The organism is Stenotrophomonas sp. NPDC077659 (assembly GCF_050268705.1).
Lineage (GTDB): Bacteria > Pseudomonadota > Gammaproteobacteria > Xanthomonadales > Xanthomonadaceae > Stenotrophomonas.
Genome location: NZ_JBNNHG010000036.1, coordinates 1 through 22,385 on the forward strand (window position 1 = coordinate 1; position 22,385 = coordinate 22,385).

Genomic DNA, 22,385 nt, shown 5'->3' on the forward strand with positions numbered 1-22,385 from the left:
ACCCTGCTGCGCCCCGAGCTGGCCCTGGTGATCCTCATGGCCGTGGTCATCGGCATGCTGATCGTGCCGCTGCCCACGCTGCTGGTGGACCTGCTGATCGGCGTGAACCTGATGATCGCGATCATCATCTTCCTCAGTTCGTTCTACGTTGAACGCATCCTGGGTTTCTCCACCTTTCCCTCGGTGCTGCTGTTCACCACCATAATGCGCCTGGCCCTGTCGGTCAGTACCAGCCGTCTGATTCTGGTCGACGCCGATGCCGGCCACATCGTCTCGGCGTTCGGCGAGTTCGTGGTGGCCGACAACCTGGTGGTGGGCTTTGTGATCTTCGCCATCGTGACGATCGTGCAGTTCATCGTCATCACCAAGGGCTCCGAGCGCATCGGCGAGGTCGTCGCCCGCTTTTCGCTGGACGGCATGCCCGGCAAGCAGATGGGCATCGATGCCGACCTGCGTGCGGAATCCATCAATGCCGAACAGGCGCAGAAGCGCCGGCGCGAGGTCGAAAAGGAAAGCCAGCTGTATGGCTCCTATGACGGTGCGATGAAATTCGTGAAGGGCGATGCGATTGCCGGCATCGTCATCGTGTTCGTCAACCTGTTCGGCGGCATCGCTGTAGGCATGCTGCAGCATGGCATGGCGTTTTCCGAGGCTTTGCAGGTGTTCACCCTGCTGACCATCGGTGATGGCCTGGTCGCGCAGATTCCCGCGTTGCTGATCTGCATCAGCGCCGGCTTCGTCGTCACCCGTGTCAGTGGCGATGACGGCAATCTTGGCGAAGGCATCATCCAGGAGCTGTTCAGCAGCCAGAAGGTGCTGGTCATCTCCAGCGTGCTGGTGCTGCTGCTGGGCCTGCTGCCGGGCTTCCCGCTGCCGGTGTTCGTGCTGCTGGCTGCGGGCCTGCTGGCCCTTTCGCTGTGGCGCTCGCGCCGGGAGTCGGCTGCGGCAGCCGCCGCGGCCGGCGCGCAGGGCGCCCTTCCGGCGGACGTGGCCGGCACGCGTGGCGAGCGCGACGGCCGGCAGGTGAACGAGACCGTGCCGCTGCTGCTGCTGGTCCCGCCGGCGCACCACCGCGCCTGGACCACGCAGGGCATCGAGGCCCGGCTGCGCGACCAGCTGCACCTTCGTGCCGGCATGCGCCTGCCGCACCTGGTGATGCGTGAAAGCGTCGATGCCGACCACCGCGTGGTGGTGATGATCAACGAGATCGTCGCCACCAGCGACGAGATCGTGCTGGACCATGTGCGCGTGCTGGCCGACAGCGATGAACTGGACCGGCTGGGCAAGGGCATCGCCGTGGAAGGCCGCTCTGGCCCGCGGCGCTGGGTGCCCAACGACATGCAGGCGCAGCTGCAGGCCATGGGCCTGCGCGTGCAGACCGATCATGAGGCCGTGCATGCGCTGGTACACGAGGCACTGATGCGCAATGTCAGGGAGATCTTCGGCATCCAGGAAACCAAGCAACTGCTGGACGAGACCGAGAAGCGCTTCCCGGAGCTGCTCAAGGAAGTCCATCGCCACGTGCCGGTGCAGCGCGTGGCCGAAGTGCTGCAGCGCCTGCAGCGCGAGGGCGTGTCCATCCGCAACATGCGCATCATCCTGGAAGTGCTGGCGCAATGGGGCCAGCGCGAGAAGGACGTGATCCTGCTGGTCGAGCACGTGCGTGCCGGGCTGGCCCGCTACATCTCCAGCCAGCACGCACGCGATGATCGGATCGCCGCCGTGCTGCTGGCACCGGCTACCGAGGACACCGTGCGTGCCGGCATAAGACAGAGCCAGGGCGCAGCGTTCCTCAACCTGGATCCGGTTACCGCCGACCAGTTGCTGGACCGCATCCACCTGGCCTTCGAACCGCTGGCTGCCACCCGCCCCGACGTGGTGCTGCTGGTGGCGCCGGACGTGCGCCGCTTCGTCAAGCGCTTCATCGAGAACCGCCTGCCGACGCTGGCCGTCCTGTCGTTCTCCGAGATCTCCGATACCGTCAACATCGATGTGGTGAAATCCCTGTGAGCCTGAAAGAAACCCTGATTGCCGCGCTGGACGTCCTCGGCGCCGACGCCTCGCACTTCCAGTTCGACGACCATTCGACCATCGCCATGGCGTTCAACGATGTGGGCGATATCTTCCTGGACCCGCAGCCGAACGAGCGCGTCTGGCTGTGGGGCATGACCGAGCCGGCCGGCGCGGAGGCGCGTCATGCCATCGCCGCGCCGCTGCTGGAGGAAATCCTGCGGCCGGTGCCGCATTGGGAATCCGGTGCGCTTACCGTGTGCGCGAATGGACGCGTGGGCGGCCTGCTGCATCCGGACTGCGTGGCCGACCCGGACCAGTTGGCGGCGGCGCTGGAGGACTTCCACCAGTGCCTGGTGCGCGTGCAGAACATCAAGTGAGCATGCGCGTGTCTCCCTGGCGTGTCGCGGCCCATCCCACGTCCATCGTGGGATCGGTGCTGCGCGTCCCACTGGCCGACGTGGCCATCGGTGAACGCTGCAGCCTGCAGGCCAGCGCAGCCGATGACACCGTCATCGGCGAGGGCGTGGTGATCGGGCTGGACCAGGGCATGGCGTCGATCGGTCTGCTGCAGGACAGTGCGGGCCTGTCCCTGCAGTGCCTGGTCAGCGCGGCGGGCGCCCCTCCTTCGGTTGCGGCCTCGTCCGCACTGCTGGGGGCGGTCCTGGATGGCGCGGGCCGCGAAGTCGACCGGCTTGGCCCCGGGATTGCCGGCCCCAGTGTCATCCGGTCCCTGGCAGGGCAGGGCACCGACTACCGTCAGCGTCGTCCGGTAGAGACGGTGCTGGCGACCGGCATCCGCGCGATCGACGCGCTGCTGACCTGTGGCGAGGGACAACGCATCGGCATCTTCGCCGGTGCCGGCGCGGGCAAGACGACGCTGGCTGACATGCTGCTGGACAACGCGCGGGCCGATGTCGCCATCGTTGCGCTGGTGGGCGAACGCGGGCGCGAAGTCGCCACGCTGGTGGACCGGCTGCGTGCGTCGTCGCGGGCGGGGCGCTGCATCGTGGTGCAGGCCACCTCCGATACCGCGCCGGCCGTCCGCTGCAATGCGGCGCACCTGGCCACCACGCTGGCCGAGCATTTCCGCGATGAAGGCCAGCGCGTGCTGCTGGTCATCGATTCGATCACCCGCTACGCGCGCGCTCTGCGCGAGCTGGCGCTGGGCGCCGGCGAACTGCCGGCGCGGCGTGGCTATCCCGCATCGGTGTTCGAAACGCTGCCGCGCCTGCTGGAACGCGCTGGGCGCAGCGAGCGCGGCAGCATCACCGCCTTCCACACCGTGCTGCTGGAGGACGAGCAGGAGGCCGACCCGGTGGGTGAGGAAGTCAAGTCGCTGCTGGATGGACACCTGTACCTGTCCAGCCGGCTCGCAGGCCGTGGCCATTTTCCCGCCGTGGACGTGCTGCGCAGTGGCAGCCGCCTGTTTACCGCGCTGGCCGATGGCGCGCAGCAGGCCAGCGCCGCGCGCGTGCGTACGCTGCTTGGCACGCTGGAGGAACTGCAGTTGATGCGCGATCTGGGCGAGTACACGCCCGGCGTCAGCGCTCACTACGACACCGCCGTGGCGTGTGAACCGGCCCTCGACGCGTTCCTGCGGCAGACCCCGCAGGATGTGAGCGCGCTGGCGCAGACGCTGGAGCAGCTGCATGCGCTCGCGCACTGACCGCACTGCCCACCGCCTGCTGGCACTGAAGGCCGCGCAGATGCACCTCGCGCGCGCCGCAGCGGCCACGCAGGCGCAGCAGGGCGCGGCACAGCGCTGCGAGGCCGAGGCGCTGCGCGCGCAGGCCGAGGATACGGTGGCACAGGCCATTCCCCTGCCCGAACCGGGCCTGTCACGCAGCGCGCTGTATGACCGACTGCGCACGCTGGCCGTGGCCCGCGCCCACGCGCTGGAACTGCAGCAGGCCGCCGGTGACCTGGACACGCAGGCGGCGGCCTGCGAGGAACGCGCGCAGGCGTCCCGGCAGCAGGCACGGGCGCACCAGCGCAAGCAATCCAAACTCGATCACTGGCAGCAACAGCAGCGCCGGGCCCAGGCCCGCCGCCATCACCAGCGCCAGTACCAGCACCACCTGGAGGATGTGTCATGTCGATTCCCGCCGCCGCGCTGACGGCCGCGGCCCCTGTGCCGAGCACTGTTCCCTGTCCGCCGCCCGCGACGCCGCTGCGTGAGCGCGTGGCCGCCGCACAGGCTGCGGCCGACGACACGGCTGTTCCCGTGCTGCCGCTGCCGGATCGGCGGGAAGACGCCCCGGCCGACGACGCTGACACGCCTGGCTGCCGGGACGAGGGCGAGCTGCTGCTGGGCAGTGCCGAGGCGATCTTCGCTGTACCGTTCACGGCGTCTGCGCCTATGCGTGCGTCTGGCCGTGCCTTCCCGATGGACCTGTTGGCAACGGCACCGGTTGCCGCGCGGCAGGCCGCAGGCGATGTGGCGGGCGGTGAGGCGGTACTGCCGCCACCGCGCACGCGCGGGCTGTCCCGCGCCACCACGGTGCCACAGCGTGCCGCCGTCGGCCCGCAGCCGGCCCCACTGGGGGTCATCGCATCGCCGCGTCCCGGCTACGCCATCGCGATGGCCCTTCCAGCGCAGCACGACAACGCGCCCAAGGCTGAACGTGCTGCTCTGGCTGCCGTCTCGGCCTGGTCAGTTCCGGCCTCGGCACCCGTACCCGCAGATACCGTAACCGCGCGCATGGCAGGGTTGCCGCTGGCGGTGCCGACCGCCGCACCGGCGGGCGCTCCCGTCACGACGGCCGCACAGGCCAGCACGCAGCAGGCCAGCACGCATTCTCCCCTGACGCCTGCACCGGAGGCGCCCGCGAAGATCGCAGCCCGCACAGCCACGCGCCGGGTCGAACCCGGCGATGCGCCCCCCCCGCAGGTGCCGCAACGCGCGGCCACACCAGCGCGGGCGCCGCTGCAGACGCCTTCTCATGACAGCCGTCGCACGGCGTCGCAGGCTGCCGCCACGGCGGGGTCCGCCCCGGTGGTGGATACCGGTACCCGCATCACGGTGCCGTTCACCCGCTACGGGCCGGGGCACCAGGTCACCGCGCACTGGGGCGGCGGCTCCGCCGGCCTGCGGCTGCACAGCAGCAGCGAGCGCAGCCACCGCGCCGTCGTGGCCGCCCTGGAACAGCACGGCGTGCCCGGCCACACGCAGGTGGAGGCCAGCCACGGCATGGGCGATGACACGCCGTCGCGTGGCGGGCCGCGCTACCTGCCACCCGAGGAAGACGCATGAGCGCGGCCTTTCCACTGTTGAAACAGATCGGTCCTGCCCCGCTGCGCCTGCAACAGCTTCACCAGTGGCTGCGGCAGCAGCGCGTGGACGTGCAGTTGCGCCCGTTGCCGGGCGTGCCCTGCCTGCGCTTCGAACTGCACGGCGCCAGCGGCACGCTCACCTGCCAGGTCCAGGCGCAGGACTGGGCCGCGCACCATCTGCCGGCGCTGCAGGGGCTGGACTGGATGCAGATGGATCACGACCTGCTGTGCGGCCTGTGCAGTGGCGCGATGCCGCTGCCGTGGGACATTCCCGCGCTGGAATGCCACGACGCGCGTTTCCTGGGCATCGCCACGGCCACCGCTGATGCGCCCGTCCATCCGCAGGTGCAGAGCCGGCTGGGGCCGGTCTGGATCGAGCAGATGGACGGGACCTGGCCGCAGCACGCCGCCGCCATCGAAGTGACCGGCCACGAACGGCTGCCCCTCGCGCTGCGTCTCGGGCGCATCGCCTGCCCGCCGCGGCGCCTGCGGCGGCTTCGCCCGGGCGACATCCTGCTGCTGCCGGGCGCCCATCCCCAGGCCTGGCGGGCCAACCGCTGCCTGTTCGATTTCACCCTTCAACCGGATGTCCTGCTTGTGACCACGATCCACCCCACCGAGGCCGATCAGCCCGACGACAGCTCCGTCGCTGCCCACGCCACACCGTATCCCGCCCTGGACCTGGCCAGCCTGCCGCTGAGCCTGGAGGTGGTGCTGGGCACGCTCCAGATGAGCCTGGCCGAGCTGGCCGAGCTGTGCGAAGGCAGTACCCTGCACCTGCCCGCGCAGGCCCACCGCCACGTACGCATCGAGCACAACGGCCATTGCGTGGCCACCGGTGAACTGGTGCAGGTGGGCACCACGCTGGGCGTGCAGCTGGCCCAGGCACCGCACCTGAAATGAACGTGGTCACCGTCAACAACGACGTTTCGCTGATCGTCGTTCTCGCGCTGGCCTCGGTCCTGCCGTTCCTGGTCGCGGTGGGCACCTGCTACATCAAGTTCACCGTGGTGTTCACCCTCATCCGCAACGCGCTGGGCCTGCAGCAGGTGCCGTCCAACATGGTCATCAACGCCCTGTCGTTGATCCTGGCGTTCCATGTCATGCACCCGATCCTCAACGGCATCTACAGCGCCTACCTGGACCTGCCCGAGCCCTTGACCACCGTGCAGTCGGTGGTCGCATTCCTGGACGGCAGCCTGGGTGACTACAAGGTGTACCTGGCCCGGCACGCCGATCCGGAGCTGCTGGGCTTCTTCGAACGCGCGCAGGTCATCGACGGCGCCGACGTGCCGCTGCCGGGTGCCCCGCCGGAGGACCGCCCGCTGTTCGCGCTGCTGCCGGCCTATGCCCTGAGCGAACTCAAGGATGCCTTCCTGATGGGCTTCTACCTGTACCTGCCCTTCGTGGTGGTGGACCTGATCGTGTCGGCCATCCTGCTCGCGCTGGGCATGATGATGATGAGCCCGGTCACCCTTTCCGCGCCCATCAAGCTGATCCTGTTCGTGATGATGGATGGCTGGGCGATGCTGTCGCAGGGCCTGGTGCTGCAGTACCTGGATGTGCCCGCACCGGTATGAACGAGATCATCAACATCGGCAACAAGACGCTTTGGCTGGTCCTGATGCTGTCGGCCGCGCCCGTGCTCATCGCCACCCTGCTGGGCCTGCTGGTCGGCCTGTTCCAGACCGTCACCCAGCTGCAGGAGCAGACGCTGCCCTTCGGAGTGAAGATGCTGGCGGTGATCGTGACCGTGCTGGCGCTGATGGGCTGGTACGCGCAGACGCTGCTGGACTTTGCGAACCTGGTGCTGGCCCGCGCGCTGGCGGTCTGACATGAGCGTGTCGCTGACACCGCTGGATGCCGCCCTCATCGCCCTGGTGCGTGATCACGCGGTGCCTGCCGCACTGGGCATCGCCCGGTTGTTGCCGTGCGTGGCATGGCTTCCCTACCTGGGGGCCGGCGCATTGCCGTCACGCACCGTGCGCGTGCTGCTGGCGCTGGTGGTGCTGGTGGGCATGTGGCCGGTCACCTCCGAACTGCAACGGCCACACGGGCTGGGCGGGCTCGCGCTGGCCGCGATGACCGAAGCCATCATCGGTACCGTGCTGGGGTTGATGCTGGCGCTGCCGTACCACGCCTTCCATGCGGTCGGTTCGATCATCGACACCCAGCGTGGTGCCGGCGTCGGCGCGCTGCTGGACCCCCTCACCGGGGTGGAGGCGACCGAGATGGCCAACCTGCTGCAGATGTTCAGCGCGGTGGTGTTCCTGGTGGCCGGCGGCATGCTGCCGCTGATGGAAGCCATCCACGGCAGCTATACGCTGCTGCCGATGGGGGCCCGCTTCGTGCCTGGTCTGTCCAGCCTGCACGGCTTCATGGACCTCGTGTTTTCCGCCGCCGTGCGCATGGCCGCACCGGTACTGCTGCTGTTGTTCTTAGTGGAAGTGGTGCTGGGCGTGCTGTCCCGGTTCGCCCAGCAGCTCAATGCGTTCTCGGTATCGCTTGCGCTCAAGTCCTTCCTGGCGCTGCTGGCGATGCTGTTCTACTTCATGCAGGTGATGGTGGACCAGGTGCCGGCGTTGTGGCGGCTGCACCCGGCGCTGCGGGCGTTGCTGCCGGGGGCGGCGGCATGAGCAGCGGTGCCAGTGAAAAGACCGAAAAGCCCACGCCCAAGCGCCTGCGCAAGGAAGCGGAGAAGGGCAAGAGCTACAACAGCCGCGATCTGCTGGCCGCCGCTGTGCTGTGGACCGGGGGCCTGGCCATGGCAACCCTCAGCGGCTTCCAGGCGGTACGCGCGCTGTATACCGATCTGGTGGGTGGCCGATTCCAGCTTCCGCCGGCGGCCGCCGCCGTGGCCGCACTCAAGGCGTTCGCCTGGGCCGTCATGCCGGTGCTGGCGGCTGCCCTCGTCGCCATCGTGGTGACATCGCTGCTGATGAGCCGGGGCATCCTCGCGACCGAGGCCATCCGCCTCGATCTGAATCGCGTCAATCCGGTGAACGGCTTCAAGAACCTGTTCACGCTGAAGGTGATCAAGGATCTGGTCCGGGCGCTGCTGTACCTGCTGTGCGCGGGCCTGTTCTGCTGGCTGGCCTTCAGCCTGTGGGGCGCCGAACTGTTCGGCGTCGTCCACGCCACCGATGCACAACTGGCCGCCACCGCGCGCACGCTGGTTGCCCGCGTCGGCGCCGGCCTGCTGCTGGCGCTGGCGCCGGTCTACCTGCTGGCCGGGTGGGTAGACCATCTGCTGCACATCCGTGAACTGAAGATGGAAAAGCACGAGGTCAAGCGGGAACGCAAGGACAACGAGATCAGCGAACAGGTCCGGCACCGGCGCCGTGAAATCGGCGACGAACTGTCCGCACAGGTCCAGGCCGACACCACCGGCTCCACGCTGGTACTGGCCAATCCCACCCATATCGCCATCGGCATCTTCCTGATGGACGACGACGTTCCCATGCCCTTCGTTTCGGTGCGCGAACAGGGTGCCCGCGCGCGCAAGGTGATCGCGCTGGCCGAGCGCAGCGGCGTCCCCGTGGTGCGCGACATCCGCCTGGCGCGTGCCGTGTTTGCCCGTAGCCGCCGCTACCGCTTCGTACACGACAACGACATCGACGGCGTGATGCACATCGTGCGCTGGCTGCGCGACGTCGAGCGCGCGTCGCAGGCAGTGGAGGGCGACGTTCCCGCTACGGACGTGCCCGCGCATGCCCCGCTTCCAGCTTCTCCTTCCCCCCCGCACAGGTGACACCCCATGAATGAAGCTCCTCCCGGCCCCGGCGCCGACCAGGACACCGCAGAACAGACCCGGCTGATCATCGAGGGGCTGCGCAATGGCGCCACTCTCAAGGACCTCAAAGGCATCAGCGACGACATGCTCGAAGGCGTCTATGCCCTGGCATATGACTTCTTCCGCAATGGCCAGCTGGACGATGCCGAGCACTTCTTCCGCTTCCTGTCGCTCTACGATTTCTACAACGCAGACTACGCGATGGGCCTGGCTGCGGTGCTGCAGATGAAGAAGCAGTACGACAAGGCGATTTCCCATTACGCGCTGGCGCAGATGCTCGACACCCGTTCCGACACGCCCCTGTTCCACATGGCCCAATGCCATCTGGCGCTGGGCAAGCTGCGCCTGGCGCGTGAGTGTTTCGAAGGCGTGGCCCGGCGTGCTGCCGGCAGCGAGCTGGGCCATCGCGCGCAGGCGTACCTGGACGCCATCGGTTCGGTGGCGGAGACGGACGATGCAGCGGGCGACGTGCCTGCAGGCACGTCGGACTGACAGCAATGCGACGCTGCGCCGTCGTGCCGGGCATGCGCAGAACTTGAAAGCGTCGCGGCGGCGCAGCGGGGAACATGGCAACACAGGATGCATGGCAGGCGTGGCCCTCAAGGGCGGCGCGCTGCAGGCGCCTTTCCCTCCGCACACAGGCACGATGCCATGAACACACTCTCCTCCGGGCTGCCGCTTCCGCTGGCGCTGCGCAGCGGCAGCCACGGCCAGGCCGTCCGGGCCGCCCAGGGCTTCGGCGCCGTCGAGGCGGCCGCCATCGAAAAAGTGCAGGCGCGCTTCGTGCAGCTGGTGGACCGGTTGCAGGCGCAGGGCCCCACCGGCCCGCGCGCGGCCAGCACCGCTACCCCGGCGCCGCAACTGCGCGCGCCCGATCCGCAGCGCCTGGGCCGCGCCTTCGATGCCGCCGGGCTGCAGCAGGAACGTGCACGGTTGTCACCGCATGCGGCGCTGCTGGCACTGGTCGGCACGCTGGGCAGGATGCTGGGCGCCAGTTCGCTGGCCAATCTGGTAGCGGCCAGCAAGCTGCGTGCCGAGGTGCTCGCCGGGCGCAGTGCGCAGGGGCAGCAACTGGCCGCCGCGTTGGAGGCCGCCCTGGCTGCCGAACGTGCTGCTGCGGACGTGGTGGATGCGGCCAGTGCTGAAGCGCAGCAGGCGCTGGCCGCTGCCGAAGCCGCGCGAGCCGAAGTTGACCGGCTGCAGCAGGCACTGGACGGTCTGGACCCGGCCGATCCGGACTACGAACGCCTGCGCGCCGCGCTGGAAGGCGAGTTGTCCAGCGCCCGGCAGACCGCAACCGCCGCCGCCGAGGGCGCCGAACGCGCCGGGGCACGGCTGGTGGCGGCCAGTGATGCGTATGCCGATGCGGTAAAGGCGTCCAGCCAGGCGCGGGCGGAGATCGATACGTTCGACCGGGAGGACGTGGTGGGCCTGCGCCCGCCCCAGGCCGACATGGGCAGCCGCAGCGCCCGCATGCAGGCGCTGATCGGCCTGCTCAGCCAGATCATGTCTGACGCGTCGCTGGAAAAGATCAGGACCGACAGCGAAATGGCGATCGCGCGCCTGGAAGCCTCGCAGAAGGAACAGATGCGACTGGCCGAGGAGCAGGAGGCCGAACTGGAGCGCGCCCGCGAGGCCGAGCAGAAGTCGGGCTGCTTCGGCAAGGTTTTCGACTGGGTCGGCAAGGCGCTGGCGGTGGTCGGCAGCATTGCCGCGATCGCCGTCGGCACGCTGACCGCCAACCCGCTGCTGGTGGTCGCCGGCACCGTCGGGCTGCTGATGACGGTGGACAGCATCCAGGCCGAGTTCAGCGGATTTTCGGTCATGGGCAAGGTAACCGAGGCCATTGCCCGGGTGGTCACCGAAGTGCTGGTCGCCTATGGCGTGGACCGCACCATCGCCGAGCAGATCGGTGCGGTGGTGGCGGTGATCGTGGTCATGGTGGCCATCATCGCGGCCTCCATCGCGGCCGGCAACGCAAGCGGTGCCGCGACCGAAGCGGGCAGGATCGTCAGCCTGGTCAAGCAGGCCGTGGAAGTGGTGCAGGTGCTGGCACAACTGGCCTCGGTGGCGGCTTCGGTGGCCACCAGCGTGGGCAGCCTGATCGTCGCCGGCATCGAGGTCGAGGTAGCGCGGCTGCTTCAGCTTCTGGAGAACCTGCTGTTTGGCGATGACGTCATCCGCAATCTGCTGCAGATGGCGCAGGACGCCGCCGCCCAGCTCAGCCGCACCGGCCTGGCGCTGATGGCCCAGGCCAGCGACATCCTGGCCGAGGAAGCGTCCGCCTCCCGCGCCGTGCTTTCCCATATCCGCACCTCGGCCTGAGCCGGGCATCCCTTTCCCCGGGGCTGCGTCCCCGCCTGTGAGGCCGTTTTCCATGAACAACATCATTTCCAATTCGTCCGTGCAGCTGCTGCACTCCCCTGTCCGCCCAGCTGAAGCCACCACCCGCACCGAGGCCGCAAAAGCCATCGATGCCGGTGAGATGGACCGCACCGCCACCCAGGTGCTGGCCCACGCAGGTGGGGTGGCCGCAGCGCCCGGCGGCCTGGTCACCACCCTTCGTGCGCCCGTCCGCGATGCCGTCTCTGCCGGCGAAGCGCGCACGGTGGTCGAAGGCCTGCCGACGGGCTCTCTGATCGGCCCGGCCAGCGTGCAACGGCAGCAGCTGATGGAACGCGCCGCCACCCTGAGCGAGGCCGGTGTGCGCCAGGCCGTCGCCAACGGGGCCAATGAAGGGCCGGAACGGCTGAAGGCCGGTACCGAGTACGCCATGCTCAAGACGTTGGCCGAGGCGCCGGATGACGGCGTGCGCCAGGCCCACGTCGACAGCGTGTTTGCCGGCATCACCAGCAGGCTCGTGCAGGTGCGCGTGCCCGACACCGCCGCGCTGGAGGCGTTGCGCGCCAATGGCCGGCTGGAAGAGGGGATGGCATTGTCATCCGGGCTGGACACGCTGATCGCCATGAGCCCGGAAGAACGCGTGGAAAGAACCCGCACCGACGCCATGTTCGCGATGATGGTGCTGCTGATGACGCTGTTGATGGCACTGTCTGAAACCGAACGCAACCAGAGCGCGCAGTCCCTCATCAAGGCCGAGGCCTTCGTCAAGGCGGCAGGCGAGCGGCTGGTGACCAGTGCCGAAGAACACCGCAAGGGCGCGGCGGTCGCGCTGGGGACGACGGTAGCCGTTGCCGGCGCCGGCCTGGGTACCATGGGCTATGGCGCGGCAAGGAACGTCAAGAGCATCCGGACCAATGAGCGCGGCGCCATCAACCATACCCGCGCGGCCGACCAGCAGGCGCGCGGCCTGGCCGAAGGCCAGACGCGGGTGAGCGGAGGCCGCACCAGCCCCGGGCAGGAACAGGTGCTGAGCGCCAGTGGTCACCGTACTGCGGCAGCAGAGAGTTACGCCAAGCACGGCATGAACACCACGCGCAATGCGGTGGTCAGCAGCGGTGGCCAGTCGTTGGCCCAGATGGGCAACAGCGCGGGCAATGTGGCGCAGGCCGATGGCGATGCCAAGGCCGCAGAACAGAGCCGCATCAAGGAAAACCTGAGCCAGGCCGCCGAGGTCAGCCGCAAGACCGCCGAGAACCAGCAGCAGGAGGCAGTGAAGGCGCGTGAATCGACCGACGAGGTCCGCCGGCAGCTGGCGGCGCTGGGCGATACCGAGGCCGCGACCCGTGATGCGATCACCCGCAACATCGGCGCCTGATTCCCTGTTTTTACTTCTCTCATGCCGCCGGCAATAGCGCCGGCGGCACACAGCATCTTCCGAGCCACGATGATTACTGCGACCGCTTCACTTCCGCCGCGCATATCCACCGCGCCGATGTCCATGGCTGCCTCCAGTCATACGGCAGCAGGCGAACAACACACATCGCCCCAGCGTGCCAGCAGAGCCGATCTGATCGGCAGGAGCGCGCAACTGCACGCCGAGCAGGGCCGACGTGCCGGGCTGCGCTTTCAGATGCAGCAGGGCGTGCAGCTGCAGCGCCAGCTGCAGGCGGTGCTGGATGAAACAGAACACGCCGTGCTCCACGGGCGGGCGCAGGAGGGCGGCGCTCTGGCGCAACCGGCCAATGATGCGCACGAACGACGCTTGGCCGCCAGAGCCATCCTGGCGTCGCGGGCCCGTGCCGCCGGGCTGCTGACGGCGGCGCAGGCGGCCCCGCTGCCCGGCGACGACGACGCGGGCATGCTGCGGTTGCAGGCAAACCTGGCGCAGGCGCTGCATGGCCTGCGCCATGCCTGGGCACAGAACGAAGCCAAGGGTCTGTTTGTGCTGGATGGAGAAGACGGCGATCTGGCCTTGCTTGACCGCTGGACCGCGCAGCTTGCCGAAGCCGAGCGCCGCCACGCCATCATCGCAGACATGAAGGGGGCCGTGCAGTCGCTCCGATCCGCGCATGAGGCGATGGCGCCGGATGCTGCCGCGCAGGCAATTCTGGCTGCCGAACAGGCAGGGCGTACCCAACGGGTGCTCAACCTGCAGGCGCTGGCATCTGACCCCGCCATCGACGCTTCGGTGAAGGCCGAGGTCACCAGCCAGCTGCAGCCCCTGTTTGCCAACGACGAAGTGACCGATCCGTCCGCACAGGATGACGGATCGCATTACGACTTCTTCGATGAGCTGTTCAAGATGCTCGAAGGGCTGGAGGGTGACTGGCTTGAGCGCAACCAGGAGATCCTGGAAAAGTACATCGCCTTCTTCGACAAGCTCACCAGGATCATGGCCAGCCTGTCCTGGGCGGTCCAGCAGCAGCGCGACGGTGAACTTGAAATCAACGTGCAGTATCTGCTGGATGAACTTGCTGGTTTGATGGGCAACGACAGCGAGCTGGGCCTGGGGGGCGATTTCAAGACGGAAGCAGAAGCGAAAGCGTTTCTCGAGAAACTGGGACTGGAAGGCGTAGTCGTTCGCCCCAAGACCGATGGTAGTGGTTACGAACTTGCAATCGATAAGGAGTTGATCAAAGGCATCCGTGACGCGATCAATCCGGGCGGTGTTCCAGTCGAAGGGCATCGATGGATCTCTGCGGCCCGTTGGAACGCGATGATCGCCGCCAAGGATGCGCTGATGGAGCGCTTCAACCACATCAGCAAGGTAATGACCGAAAACTATCAGCGCACCCTGCAGCTGTGGGATACGTTGGTGAAGACCTTGAGTGGCACCATCGATGCGATCACCGAAGCGGACCGCGTCTTCGCCAGCAATCTGACCTGATCACACTTGTTCCCCTTCAAGCAGGTAATCCCCATGCCCTCCGTTCGTACGTCTGCCATACCTCCCTTCAGCCAGATGCATACGCCTGTGCTGGAGCGGCGCACTTCCTGGTCGGGTGTCGGCCCCAGGAATGCCGCGATGCCCCGCTCGTCCACCCCGGCCGGTTCACGTGGGACAGCCGGCGGCGGCACGACCAGCGCGCTGTTCTCGCGGCTGGGCAATACGGGCAAGGCAGCCGAGGTGCTGGATTCGCTGGGTGCAGCGCACGCCACGTTGTGCAATGACGCATTGGTCGGCAGTGCACGCAGCGGAAACAGTTCCCGCATCGACGCCAGCCATGTGTTCGGGCAGAACCGGATCGACGCCTCCATCGCGCATCGTGAACGCGCCACGCAGCGCGTGCTTGCCGGCATCGGCGGCGTGGGCGAGGCCACCATTGGCGAGATCGTCAAGGGTGACCATGACGCCATGGGACGTGAAGCAGTGGTCAGTGCCTGCGTGCAGCTGGCCATCACCGATGTGGCGCGCTTTGGTATCGAGCATGCCGGTGTTCTGCCGTTGCCGCAGGTTCCTGCTGTTTCTGTACGGGCGGTGGAAAGTGCGCTGGCGGACTATATCCGCATCGTTACCAGTGAAGGTGAGCGCAAGGGCCGTAACGACTGGTCCGACTGCGCGGGCAACGGCGTCGCCACGCCCGTACGCAGGAAAGCACTGGACAACCTGATCAAGGCCGCGGACAAATTGAAAGCGGTCGTTGATCTGAGGGCCGGTGGTGACGCGCAGAACACCACCCTGGGCCGCCTGGCCGAGTTGATGATGCCGGGGCTGGACCATATCGCCTGCCAGAAGCAGGGCATCTGCCTGAGCCAGGCGGTGCAGCCGGGGGCGCTGGAAGGCTTCATCAATGCCAAGGCCGGTGCCGCCTGGACCACCGTGATGGACCAGTGGAAGGCGACCGACACCTTGGGGCTGTTCACCTTTGCGGGCAAGCTGATGCACCTGCTCGAGGAAGCGGTGGCGGATGAACCGTCCACGCCTTCCCCGCCGGTTCCCCCACCTGCGACGCCGGAACCCGGCAGGGGCCTTTTCGAGCATCCGACCGCGCCAGGATTCAACAACGCCCACGTCATGCTGCAGGGTGGGGTGGAGAACACCGTGCATGCACCGGATCTGAGCTGGATGCCCGATCTTGTCAAGACGCTGATCGAGCCGATGCAGAAGGCCAACGAGCAACTGCTGCATCTGTTGCAGAATGGCGTTGTCGGCAAGCCGGGCCCGGATGGGAAGCCCGGAGCGGACGGCACGCCGGGTCCCGATGGATTGCCTGGGCCGGATGGCCAGCGCGGGCCGGATGGATATCGCGGGCCGGATGGATGGCAAGGTCCTGACGGAAACCCTGGACCGGATGGCCGGCGTGGTCCGGATGGACATCGCGGCCCTGACGGCCTTCCTGGGCCGGACGGCAGGCCGGGGCCGGATGGGAATCCCGCACCGGAGGCCCGCCCCGTCGAAGATCACATTCCGGAAAGAAATGACGTCCCAACGCCGCGAGCGGCGCCCGAACCGCAGTTCCACGCGCGTGCAACGCCGGTCATCATCCGCTCCGCCACGCCGGAAAAGCCGCGGCTGGAGTCCTATCTCGACAAGCTCAATCCAGGCCTGCGCCGTGCGAACGTGCGGGCAGGGGGGCCATTGCATACGCTGAACTTCACCGCGACGCGGCACAACATCCCCGGTACGTGGCAAGGTGGCGAGGAGCGGAATCAAACGACGGTTCTACGGCACACCGGTGAAAACGTCGCAATGACGGCACGAACAGTCGCTGCGGTGCCTGCATTCACGCCCACCCACGACATCAACCATCGCGGCGCCGGTGCCGAGCGCAAGGAGGCTGTCGACCTGCGCCTCAAGACGGTCAGGAATCCGGCAACCGCCACACAGGACGGTCGCAAAGCCTGGGAATTCCACCCTTACGACGACGACGCTGCGTAGGTCTGGACCAGAGCACTTGACGCTTCCAGTCACCTGCCTTTCCGGCGCGGCACCGCATCACCGCCGCGCCGGGAGCGCTCTGTGCTGATCGCCTGCCTTCACTGCCAGGGCGTGTGTTCGCCGTGATCCGGACCCTGCTTTCTTTGCGCGTGTGCGCCCACAGGCCAGGTGCACACGACGTAGCCAGACCTCATTTCCCGTTTCCCATGTCCTGCGATTCCCGTTCTCCTCTCTTGCCGGCCGTGCAGTCGCGCGTCGTCGGTCCTCCCGCCTGGTCGTTTACGCGACGAGAGACATCTGCCGTCACACTTGCCGTCGTGCATGCGGTCCGCAATGCACCCAGTGCATGCCTCGGCGATCTCATCCGCCGCAGTGAAGAGCACCTGCGGCTGGACGAACTTCACCAGGCGTCCCGTCATCTCCCGCCGTCGTCCTGCCTGCGCCTGGGCAACGACGGAATACTCCGCGAGGCATCGCCCGGCGGGATCAATCCGCTTGCACGTTTCAAGGCCGCAGTGCGCCATCCCGAACAGGTCAAGGCGCTGTGCGCGGAGGTCAACGACATCACCGACGGATCGCTCACCGCCGTGCGGGGCTGTCACCTCGCGCTGTTCGCGCGCAGTGCCGCGCACAAGCTGGAAGCACTGGCACGCCATGCGTTTCCTGAAGTACATCGTGCGGCAGTCGTAGAAGCAGCACACGGAACACCGGTGGCCGATACCATCGCGCACACCCTGGCCACGGTGCTGGATTCACTGCGCAACGGCACCACCGCCGTTGAAAGGATAATCTGAGCCACGCACGCTGCATGGGTTTTTGCAAGTTTTTGCATGGACCATGTCATGGCAATCACACACCATGGCGCACGGCCCGCAGAGTGCATACGCGCACACGACCGGCAGGCCTGCTCAATGCCTTCTGGATGTCCATGACCCTCGAACTGCCCCCTTCTGTACACATGCTTGTCGCGCATGCCAGTGGCCTTGCCCCGCAGCAGGTGCAGGGTACTGACCGTCTGGTCGAGGATCTGGAAATGGATTCGCTGGAGGTCGCGGGCCTGTTCCTCGATATCGAGAACACCCATGGCGTCATCCTGCCGCGTGACGTGGTGCAGTCCATCCACACCGTCGCCGATCTGGATGCCGCGGTCACCGCGCGCGGGAACCGGCACGCATGATCCGCCTGGCCATGTCCATGCTGTTGCTGATGCCAGCGGCGCGGGCCGCCGATATCCATGCGCGCATCGACGATGCGGGGCAGATCCAGCTCAGCGACCGGCCTGTGCCCGGCATGCAGCGCTTTGAACCGCTGCAGCGTCACCTCACCCGTGGGATGGCCAGGGCCGTGCAGCCCACGGCGCCGCGTGCCATTCCCGCATGGGCGCATCCGCTCATTGCCGATGCCGGCCAGCGCACGGGCGTGGATGCGGCGTTGCTGCACGCCGTGGTGCAGGTGGAGTCGTCCTACAACCCGCGTGCGGTGTCGCGCGCCGGTGCCGGTGGCCTGATGCAGTTGATGCCCGCGACCGCACGGCGCTTTGGCGTGCACGATCGTTTCGATGCGGCGCAGAACCTCAGCGGCGGCGCCGCCTATCTGGCCTGGCTGATCCAGCAGTTCGATGGCGATCTGGAACTGGTGCTGGCGGCCTACAACGCAGGGGAGGGCGCCGTGCGCCGGCATGGAAACCGTGTGCCTCCCTATGCGGAAACGCGCGCATACGTCCGCCGTGTGCTGGCCCTGTACGCCCCGTGAGCGCGTGATCGACCCTTCTTCCTTCCCTCTGTTTTCGGCAGCAACGTCATGTCCTACCAGCTGAAGCTCCTGTCCGGCACGTTGAACGGCGTGGAATACACCTTGAACGCGGGTGACACCCTGTTCCACATCGGCTCGCAGCAGGATCTGCTCGACGGCCGTGCCGCGCATCTGCTGCAGGGCGCCAGCAATGCCTATTTCCTTCCCGAAGACCTGCCGCCGGGCGCATTCGTCGTGCAGTGGCAGGACGGCGAAGAGGGCCGTGCCGCGCTGCAGCTGGGCGAGCGCGAGACACCCGACCAGCCCTGGCAGTACCGGCCCCTGCTGCCGCAGACGGTGTTCTGCTCTGGCGGCGTGTACTTCGCGGTGCGCGCCGAAGCCGATGCCTGGGCACCGGAGGTGCTGGCCTTCACGCCGCCGGGCCTGCCGGTTGCGGCCGTGGTGCCGGGCAGGCGCGCGGCGTCCGATGAATCCCGCCGTCGTCCGCGTCGCCGCCTGCTGCGCTGGGCAGGCCTGGCGATGGTCGGCGTGGCGCTGGCATCGGCCTGCTTCTACTGGCAGTACACGCCGCAGGTGCGCGTCAGCGGCCTGGCCTCGGTGCTGCGCGATGCCCCGGCTGACTACCAGATCGTCGCCGGCAGTGATGGCCGGCTGTACGCCTTCACCGATGATCGCGATGGCCCGGCATGGGGCGAGCGCGCCAGCCGCCGGCTGCAGCGCCATGACGATGTCTACCTGTTGCGGCGGAACGAAGCCACGCGCCTGGAACAGGGACTGCTGCAGGCCGGGCTGCCCGTGGTCATTGTGCGCCTGGTGCAGCCGACGCGGCCGGACATCGTCCTGCTGGGCCCGGTCAGCACCGCCCAGCGCGAGCGCGCGCAGGCCTTCATCGGCCAGCAGGCACCGTATGCCTCGGTGCCGGCGCAGGTGAGTACCACTACCGATGCCGCCCTGGTCGCACTGGCCCAGGCGCAACTGCGCGGGCTGGGCATCAGCAGCCGTGCCGAACCCCATGGCGCGCGAGTGAGTGTCATCAACGATGTGTTCCTGGACGACGCCGCACTCAACGCCATGGCCGGCATGGCCGAGCGCTTCCACCGCGAATGGGGCCAGCGCCGCATCACCGTCCATCTGCAACTGTGGGACGACCTGCTGCAGGGTCGCTCCTACCGCTATTCACCGGGCCAGCTGATGTCTGTGGGCGAAGGCCGGTGGACGTACGCACGCGCCACCCACGGCGCGCCCCCTGCAGCACCCTGACCTCCCTGGAGACGTTCCCCATGAGTACCCTTGTCACCAACACCACTGGTTCCACCATCAACGCCCACGGCGACTTCGGCGACCCCGGCCTGCCCGGCGGCAGCGGCGCCAACTGGGGCGGCTGGATGAGCAAGCACGCCCAGGCGTTCGATACCGGCGTGAGCGATCTGAAGGCCAAGCTGGACGATGCCTTCGCCGAACTGAAGAAGGACCCGGGCAGTCCCATCCTGCTGGGCGCTTACCAGAGCGCGCTGTCCGAATACAACATGTACCGCATGCTGCAGTCCAACTCGACCAAGAGCCTCACCGACCAGAGCAAGTCGGTCATCCGCAACCTGGCCTGAGCCGCACCCGCCGCGGTACGAACGCGGCGGGTTCTTCAAGGAAACCCCTGTGATCTCCATCACTGCCATCGATACCGCCGTGTCCAGCGGTGCCGGCGACGGCGCGCTCGTGCCGTTGTCAGACCGCTTCAACGAGGCGTTCGCCCGCTACTACGTCCAGGCCGGTCACGAACGTGACAGCATCCTGGCCGCCGCCAACGATCCGCTGGTGGCCGCCGATCCGCAGCAGCTGTACCAGCTCCAGGTGCGCCAGGAAGCCTATACGAAGCAGGTGACGCTCACCTCCGCCCTGGTCGGCCATGCCACCAAGGGCATCGAAACCCTGGTCAAGAGCTGAGTGATGATGCTGTTTCGATTGCCCCGCGCCGCGCTGCTGGCGCTGCTCTGCCTGCTGCTGGTGGCGTGCGCCCGCACGCCGCTGCTGCAGGGGCTGGATGAGCGCCAGGCCAACGAAGTGGTGGCCATGCTGCTGCGCCACAACATCAGCGCCGACAAGCGGCTCAATGGCAAGGCCGGTTTCAGTGTTGAGGTGGGGCAGGGCGATCTGGCCCAAGCCATCGATCTGGTACAGGCGCAGAACCTGCCCTCCGCACCGCGCACGCAGATCGCCAGCCAGTTCCCGGCCGATGCGATGGTCAGTACCCCGTTGGGCGAGCGCGCACGGTTGCTGTCGGCCATCGAACAGCGGCTGGAAGAATCACTGACGACCCTGGACGGCGTACATGCCGCACGCGTGCATGTGAGCTACGACGCCGGCCCGGTGGAAGGCAGCCTGCAGCAGCGCAAGCCACCGGCCATGCATGTGGCGGCGCTGCTGGTGCACGTGCCGGGTGCCGACCAACAGGCGTTGCTGCAGTCGGTCAAGCGCTTCCTGCGCAACGCCTTCGTGGACGTGGCTTACGACAATGTCTCGGTGGTGCTCACGCCGGCGCAGTCGACGCGGGTACTGGCGGTGACGCCGGTCGAGCGCTATGCCGGCCCGTGGCTGTCGCTGCTGCTGCCGGTTTCGCTGGTGGTGTTGCTGGGCGGTGCCGCGTGGCTGTTCACCCGTAGCGGCCAGACCCTGTCGTCAGCCCTGGCTGCGCTGCGTGGCCGCCTGCGCCGGGGACGATCCGCCGATGTCCACGCACGCTGACCTGCTGCGGGTGCTGTACGACCCGGTGCAGTACTACCGCCCGTGGCGCCAGGCCAGCGCCGCCCTGCAGCCGGCCCAGCGCACCGCGCTCAACGGCTGGCTGGCGCAGCGCCATGCACTGCCGGCGTATGCGCCGCCCCCCGCCGAGCAGCGTGCGTGCATCCAGCGCCTGGTAGCCGGCTGGGCGCGCCTGCCGGATGCCGCTTATCTGATGGCCTGTGCCCGGCACCGGCATCGACTGATGGGCAGCCGCGCCTTCGTGCGCCTGCCGCGCCCCGTACACGCGTTCCTGCGCCTGCCGTTTGCGCCCTGCGGACCGAGCCCGGTCGACGTGGAGGACGAGTACAGCCTGCGCGCCTGGGGCGCGGCCTGCCTGCTGCACGGGCTGCACGACCACGTGCCGTCCTGGGTGCTGGCGCGGGCCCGGCTCTGCTTTACCGGCCTGGTCGTGCCCCCGCATGCCGGTGCCGGACCGGGCGATGCCTTCGACATGACCTGTTTCTGGAGTGCGTGGAACCATGCTGCGAACCTATCCTGAAGGCCTGCTGCGTTACGCCGTCGACGGTGTCGTACAGGCTGCCAGCGTTGGCTGTGCATCCGATCACCACCGGCTGGAAACCTGTGCGCGCCAGCGGGCACGGCAGGAAGGCGAGCGCGCACAGGCCGAGGCCGAAGCCCTGCGCGGGCAGGCGCTGGCGGAGGGGTACCGGGACGGCCTGCGGCAGGCGATGACCGCGCTGCTGCCGCTGATCGAGGCCTTGCAGAACGAGCAGCAGCATCTGGTTGACGCCGTGCGCGGCCACCTGCACGAGCGCCTGCAGGCGATGACGGCCGATCCGGCCGTACTGGTGCCGCAGTGGACCGCCGCCTGCGAGCGCTGGGTGACTGGCGTCGATACTCCTGCAGTGCTGCATGTGCCGCAGGCCCAGCCCGCGCTGGTTCAGGCACTGGCCACCGCGCTGGCCGGCACGCGCGTGACCGTGCAGCCCGCCCCGCGGCAGACACCGGCCCTGCACGTGGGCCGCCTTGCCTACACCCTGGACATGCACGCGCCGCTGACGGAAACAGTGGACGAGGCGCTGCAGCGCCACCTGCCGGCGCTGCACGCCCGTCTGGACGCGCTGGCCCGCAGCTACTGCCAGTCGTTGCAGGCCGACCTGGCCAACGCCCATCACCGCCGCCGTTTTGCGGCACTGGAAGCCCCCGATGACCATTGAACCGCCCCCCCCCCTGCGCAGCGCGTTGCCCGAAGTGGCCGCCAGCCACGCCGTGATGCCGCTGCGCCAGCGGATGCAGGAACAGGCCCCCGCGGCCAGCGAAAGCGACCCGGTACCCTTGCCGGAACCGGGCGAAGACCCCGTTCCACTGCCGGTGCCCGTTGAAGATCCCGCACGCGTCTGGGCCCAGCGGATTTTCATGGAAACGATCTTCTATGGGGAAGAAGAGGAAAACGGCATTCCGCCGCTGACGATCGAACTCTGATGCATGCTTCGCGCGCCAGCCATCCGGTAGCGTCGACTGTCAGTCGACTGCTCTGCGATCAGCCCCCGAAGAACCCCACGCTGCGCGCGACGGTCGACCATGCTCCACTGC

24 protein-coding genes and 1 pseudogene are annotated in these 22,385 nt (G+C 68.0%); all 25 read left to right on the top strand.

Annotated elements, in window-relative coordinates; all coding sequences use genetic code 11:
- Positions 1-2,010 (top strand): EscV/YscV/HrcV family type III secretion system export apparatus protein (locus ACQKDV_RS07655; protein ID WP_427783155.1); only part of this gene is annotated, 2,010 nt, incomplete at its 5' end.
- Complete coding sequence (locus tag ACQKDV_RS07660; protein ID WP_427783156.1) at positions 2,007-2,390, top strand: hypothetical protein; 384 nt, start codon at positions 2,007-2,009, stop codon at positions 2,388-2,390. The genes ACQKDV_RS07655 and ACQKDV_RS07660, both read left to right, overlap by 4 nt.
- A 56-nt stretch (positions 2,391-2,446) precedes the next feature.
- Positions 2,447-3,679, top strand: coding sequence for a FliI/YscN family ATPase (locus ACQKDV_RS07665; protein ID WP_427783157.1), 1,233 nt, complete (start codon positions 2,447-2,449; stop codon positions 3,677-3,679).
- Positions 3,663-4,130 (top strand): hypothetical protein, encoded by a 468-nt coding sequence (locus ACQKDV_RS07670; RefSeq protein ID WP_427783158.1) that lies wholly within the window; start codon positions 3,663-3,665, stop codon positions 4,128-4,130. The genes ACQKDV_RS07665 and ACQKDV_RS07670 overlap by 17 nt, the downstream gene beginning before the upstream one ends.
- On the top strand, positions 4,106-5,266 hold the full coding sequence (locus ACQKDV_RS07675; protein WP_427783159.1) for a hypothetical protein: 1,161 nt from the start codon (positions 4,106-4,108) through the stop codon (positions 5,264-5,266). Before ACQKDV_RS07670 ends, ACQKDV_RS07675 begins: the two co-directional genes overlap by 25 nt.
- Positions 5,263-6,189, top strand: a complete 927-nt coding sequence (gene sctQ, locus ACQKDV_RS07680; protein WP_427783160.1) for a type III secretion system cytoplasmic ring protein SctQ — start codon at positions 5,263-5,265, stop codon at positions 6,187-6,189. Before ACQKDV_RS07675 ends, sctQ begins: the two co-directional genes overlap by 4 nt.
- Positions 6,186-6,866: an EscR/YscR/HrcR family type III secretion system export apparatus protein gene (locus ACQKDV_RS07685; RefSeq protein ID WP_427783161.1), complete on the top strand. Its 681-nt coding sequence runs from the start codon at positions 6,186-6,188 to the stop codon at positions 6,864-6,866. The genes sctQ and ACQKDV_RS07685 overlap by 4 nt, the downstream gene beginning before the upstream one ends.
- On the top strand, positions 6,863-7,120 hold the full coding sequence (sctS, locus tag ACQKDV_RS07690; RefSeq protein ID WP_427783162.1) for a type III secretion system export apparatus subunit SctS: 258 nt from the start codon (positions 6,863-6,865) through the stop codon (positions 7,118-7,120). The genes ACQKDV_RS07685 and sctS overlap by 4 nt, the downstream gene beginning before the upstream one ends.
- 1 nt (position 7,121) lies before the next feature.
- Entirely contained in the window at positions 7,122-7,922 is an 801-nt protein-coding gene (sctT, locus tag ACQKDV_RS07695; RefSeq protein ID WP_427783164.1) for a type III secretion system export apparatus subunit SctT, read from the top strand.
- Positions 7,919-9,037: an EscU/YscU/HrcU family type III secretion system export apparatus switch protein gene (locus ACQKDV_RS07700; RefSeq protein ID WP_427783165.1), complete on the top strand. Its 1,119-nt coding sequence runs from the start codon at positions 7,919-7,921 to the stop codon at positions 9,035-9,037. Before sctT ends, ACQKDV_RS07700 begins: the two co-directional genes overlap by 4 nt.
- 6 nt (positions 9,038-9,043) lie before the next feature.
- On the top strand, positions 9,044-9,571 hold the full coding sequence (locus ACQKDV_RS07705; protein ID WP_427783166.1) for a SycD/LcrH family type III secretion system chaperone: 528 nt from the start codon (positions 9,044-9,046) through the stop codon (positions 9,569-9,571).
- Between the two features lie 159 nt (positions 9,572-9,730).
- Complete coding sequence (sctE, locus tag ACQKDV_RS07710; protein WP_427783167.1) at positions 9,731-11,404, top strand: type III secretion system translocon subunit SctE; 1,674 nt, start codon at positions 9,731-9,733, stop codon at positions 11,402-11,404.
- Between the two features lie 52 nt (positions 11,405-11,456).
- On the top strand, positions 11,457-12,797 hold the full coding sequence (locus ACQKDV_RS07715; protein ID WP_427783168.1) for a hypothetical protein: 1,341 nt from the start codon (positions 11,457-11,459) through the stop codon (positions 12,795-12,797).
- A gap of 21 nt (positions 12,798-12,818) precedes the next feature.
- Positions 12,819-14,309 (top strand): IpaD/SipD/SspD family type III secretion system needle tip protein, encoded by a 1,491-nt coding sequence (locus ACQKDV_RS07720; RefSeq protein WP_427783169.1) that lies wholly within the window; start codon positions 12,819-12,821, stop codon positions 14,307-14,309.
- A gap of 138 nt (positions 14,310-14,447) precedes the next feature.
- Positions 14,448-16,301 (top strand): hypothetical protein, encoded by a 1,854-nt coding sequence (locus tag ACQKDV_RS07725; protein ID WP_427783170.1) that lies wholly within the window; start codon positions 14,448-14,450, stop codon positions 16,299-16,301.
- Positions 16,302-16,507: 206 nt separating this feature from the next.
- Positions 16,508-17,095 (top strand): hypothetical protein, encoded by a 588-nt coding sequence (locus ACQKDV_RS07730; RefSeq protein ID WP_427783171.1) that lies wholly within the window; start codon positions 16,508-16,510, stop codon positions 17,093-17,095.
- A gap of 134 nt (positions 17,096-17,229) precedes the next feature.
- A complete protein-coding gene (locus ACQKDV_RS07735; protein ID WP_427783172.1) occupies positions 17,230-17,478 on the top strand; it encodes an acyl carrier protein in 249 nt (82 codons plus the stop codon).
- Between the two features lie 215 nt (positions 17,479-17,693).
- Positions 17,694-18,053, top strand: a pseudogene (locus ACQKDV_RS07740) (lytic transglycosylase domain-containing protein); the annotation flags it as partial.
- A gap of 48 nt (positions 18,054-18,101) precedes the next feature.
- Positions 18,102-19,313 carry a PrgH/EprH family type III secretion apparatus protein gene (locus ACQKDV_RS07745; protein ID WP_427783173.1) on the top strand — a complete coding sequence of 404 codons (1,212 nt, stop codon included), beginning with the start codon at positions 18,102-18,104 and terminating at the stop codon, positions 19,311-19,313.
- A gap of 20 nt (positions 19,314-19,333) precedes the next feature.
- Positions 19,334-19,657, top strand: a complete 324-nt coding sequence (locus tag ACQKDV_RS07750; protein ID WP_427783174.1) for an EscF/YscF/HrpA family type III secretion system needle major subunit — start codon at positions 19,334-19,336, stop codon at positions 19,655-19,657.
- A 49-nt stretch (positions 19,658-19,706) separates the two neighbouring features.
- Positions 19,707-19,994 carry a type III secretion system inner rod subunit SctI gene (gene sctI / locus ACQKDV_RS07755; protein WP_427783175.1) on the top strand — a complete coding sequence of 96 codons (288 nt, stop codon included), beginning with the start codon at positions 19,707-19,709 and terminating at the stop codon, positions 19,992-19,994.
- 3 nt (positions 19,995-19,997) lie between these two features.
- Positions 19,998-20,792, top strand: coding sequence for a type III secretion system inner membrane ring lipoprotein SctJ (gene sctJ / locus ACQKDV_RS07760; protein WP_427783176.1), 795 nt, complete (start codon positions 19,998-20,000; stop codon positions 20,790-20,792).
- On the top strand, positions 20,776-21,330 hold the full coding sequence (locus ACQKDV_RS07765; RefSeq protein WP_427783177.1) for a hypothetical protein: 555 nt from the start codon (positions 20,776-20,778) through the stop codon (positions 21,328-21,330). The genes sctJ and ACQKDV_RS07765 overlap by 17 nt, the downstream gene beginning before the upstream one ends.
- Complete coding sequence (locus ACQKDV_RS07770; protein WP_427783178.1) at positions 21,311-22,009, top strand: hypothetical protein; 699 nt, start codon at positions 21,311-21,313, stop codon at positions 22,007-22,009. Before ACQKDV_RS07765 ends, ACQKDV_RS07770 begins: the two co-directional genes overlap by 20 nt.
- Positions 21,999-22,274, top strand: a complete 276-nt coding sequence (locus ACQKDV_RS07775) for a hypothetical protein (protein ID WP_427783179.1) — start codon at positions 21,999-22,001, stop codon at positions 22,272-22,274. The genes ACQKDV_RS07770 and ACQKDV_RS07775 overlap by 11 nt, the downstream gene beginning before the upstream one ends.
- The last annotated feature ends 111 nt before the right edge of the window (positions 22,275-22,385 follow it).